General features: G+C 69.8%; 3 protein-coding genes. 1 reads left to right on the forward strand and 2 read right to left on the reverse strand.

Features of this window, described 5'->3' with window-relative positions; all coding sequences use genetic code 11:
* Positions 1-422: sensor histidine kinase N-terminal domain-containing protein (locus ACT6S0_RS27410; RefSeq protein WP_444766887.1), on the reverse strand; the 422-nt coding region annotated here is incomplete at its 3' end.
* Between the two features lie 269 nt (positions 423-691).
* Here ACT6S0_RS27410 and ACT6S0_RS27415 point away from each other — a divergent pair.
* Positions 692-2,638, forward strand: a complete 1,947-nt coding sequence (locus ACT6S0_RS27415; protein WP_444766888.1) for a hybrid sensor histidine kinase/response regulator — start codon at positions 692-694, stop codon at positions 2,636-2,638.
* 46 nt (positions 2,639-2,684) lie between these two features.
* Here ACT6S0_RS27415 and ACT6S0_RS27420 read toward each other — a convergent pair.
* Positions 2,685-3,023 (reverse strand): winged helix-turn-helix domain-containing protein (locus ACT6S0_RS27420; protein WP_444766889.1); only part of this gene is annotated, 339 nt, incomplete at its 5' end.

Here is a 3,023-nt window from a genome sequence, read left to right on the forward strand (position 1 = left end):
GCCAGCCGCTGCCGCACCGCCAGCGGCTGGGCCACCTGCACCACGCGCAGCGGCGTGGCCGCGCCGAACACCCGCCAGTCCTGCCCACCCAGGCGCAGGTTGGAAAAGCCCAGCACCGCCCGCCCCGGCAGCGGCTCCGTCAGACCGCGCGGCCGGCTGGAATACAGCTGCAGCCCCTGCAGCGACCAGATCTGCACGACGTAGTCCAGGCCCGGGTCGGCCAGCGCCGCCGCCTCGTCGCCGGCGATGCGGCCCTGGTCGCGCAGCGACAGCGCGGTCTGGCGCAGCTGGTAGTCGAACAGCGCATCGGCCTCGGCGCGCACGCTGAAGTAGGTCGCGCCGGCCACCGCCGCGGCCGTCACGGCGCCCAACACCGCCAACAGCGCAAACAGGCGGCCGCGCAGCGTGGTCAGCAGGGTCACGCCGACACCCCTTGGGGGCATCCGATCGGGCGGGGCTTGGGCAGGCAACAGACGCATGGCTGCCGAATTCTGCCGCCTCGAACCCTGCCGCACGCCCTGCTGCGCAACCCCGGGGGCGGCTCGCCGCAGACAGCGGCAGCTCGGCCCCCGGCGGCGCTTCAGCCCGGCCGAGCGGCGCTGCAAATGTCGGCCTTGACCTACGTATCGGGCCGCCCTGCCCGCCCACAATCCGCCCCGGTACAGGAGCGGGGCCCGTGGCACGAGCAGGCATGACAAACCAAGAGACAAGCGATGCTGCGGATCAGTTGCACCAAAGCGACGAGCGCTTTCGGTTGCTGGTGGCGAGCGTCCGGGACTACGCCATCTTCATGCTGGACCCGAAAGGCTATGTCCTGACCTGGAACGCGGGCGCGCGGCGGCTCAAGGGCTACCTGCCGGATGAAATCATCGGGCGCCACTTCTCGACGTTCTACCCGGAGGAGGCATTGGCCCGGGATCTGCCGCAACACGAGCTGGAGGTCGCCTCCAGCTCGGGCTCCTTCGAGGACGAGGGTTGGCGCTTGCGCAAGGACGGCTCCCGCTTCTGGGCCAATGTCGTCATCACGGCGATGCGCGAGCCGGACGGCCGGCTGGTGGGCTTTGCGAAGGTCACGCGCGACCTGACCCAGCGCCGCGCTCACGAAGAAGAGCTGCGGCGCAGCGAGGAACGCTTTCGGCTGCTGGTCGAAGGCGTGGCGGACTACGCCATCTTCATGCTCGACCCCAACGGCAATATCGCCACCTGGAATGTTGGCGCCGAGCGCATCAAGGGCTATACCGCCGACGACATCATCGGCCAGCACTTTTCCAGGTTCTATCCCGCGCAGGCGCGCGAGTCCGGCTGGCCCGAGCATGAATTGCTGGAGGCCACCGCCAAGGGCAGCTTCGTCGACGAAGGCTGGCGCATTCGCAAGGACGGCAGCCAGTTCTGGGCGAACGTGACCATCACGGCGCTGCGCGACGACACCGGCCGCCTGCTCGGCTTTGCCAAGCTGACCCGCGACCTGACCGAGAAGAAGCGGGTCGAGGCAGCGGAGCAGCAGAGCCGGCAGCGCGACGAAATCCTGCAGGCGGAGCGCAGCGCGCGGATGGCCGCCCAGCACGCCGTGCGCATCAAGGACGAGTTCCTGGCGACGCTGTCGCACGAGCTTCGCACGCCGTTGAGCGCCATCCTCGGCTGGAGCCAGATCCTGCTGCACAAGGGCGCATCGCTGCCCGCCCAGCAGCTGCAGCGCGCGCATGAAGTGATCGACCGCAATGCACGGGCACAGGCACAGCTCATTGACGATCTGCTGGACCTCAGCCGCATCGTCAGCGGCAAGACGCGGCTGGAGATCCAGCAAGTGCAGGTCGCGCCGATCGTGCAGGCGGCCATCGACTCCGCCCGGCCCTCCGCGGAAGCCAAGGGCCTGCGCCTGCAGGCGCTGCTGGAGCCGGTCGAGTCGCTGGTGAGCGCCGATCCTGCGCGGTTTCAGCAAGTGGTGTGGAACCTGCTCACCAACGCGATCAAGTTCACGCCCAAAGGCGGCCAGATCCAGGTGCTGCTGCAGCGCGTCAACTCGCACATTGAGCTCAGCGTCAGCGACACCGGCATCGGCATCCCCCCGAGCTTCCTGCCGCATGTGTTCGAGCGCTTCACCCAGCACGACGGCACCGCGGCCCGCAACTTCGGCGGCCTGGGCCTCGGGCTGGCCATCTGCAAGCAGCTGGTCGAACTGCATGGCGGCAGCATTCGCGCGGCAAGCCAGGGCGAGAATCTCGGCGCGACCTTCTCCGTCACCCTGCCCAATCTGGAAGGCGTGCATGCCTTCCTGATCGACGACGAGTCGGACGTCCGCGAGCTGATGTGCCGGGTCTTCGAGAACCAGGGCGTCAGAGTGACCGCCTTCTCGTGCGCCGAGGATGCGCTGACGGCGCTGCAGAGCACGAAGCCGACGGTCATCGTCAGCGACATCGGCATGCCAAAGATGGACGGCTACCAGTTCATGCGGGCGGTGCGCGCGGCCGAGCAGGGCAACCGCCGCATTCCGGCGCTCGCGCTGACCGCTTTCGCCCGTGCGGAGGACCGCAAGCGCTCGCTGCTGGCCGGCTACCAGGCCCATCTGGCCAAGCCGTTCGACCTGGCGGAGCTGGTGCTGGTGGTGGCCGATCTCGTCAGTGCCGCGCGGGGCGCGTGAGCCCTGAGCCATGCGCCGGCGCTACGCCGCGTGCAACCCGCGCGGCTCAGACCGCGGCCGCGCCGCCCTTCTCAGGCCCCGCGTAGTAGCCCAGGCCGCGCACCGTGTGCAGCAGGTCGGCACCGAGCTTCTTGCGCAGCTGGTGCATGTAGACGCTGATCGCGTTGCTCTCCAGCTCCTCGCCCCAGCCGTAGAGGCGGTCCTCCAGCTGGGCGCGCGACACGATGGCACCGGGCCGCTCCAGCAGGGCCTGTAGCAGCGCGAACTCGCGCGCCGACAGCAGGATGGGCCGGCCGGCGCGCGTGACCTCGCGCGTGGCCGGGTCCAGGCGCAGGTCGGCCACCGCCAGCGCGGTGTCGGTGCGGCCGCCCAGCCGGCGGGTGAC

Source organism: Roseateles sp., assembly GCF_052436255.1.
Taxonomy (GTDB): Bacteria; Pseudomonadota; Gammaproteobacteria; order Burkholderiales; family Burkholderiaceae_C; genus Pelomonas.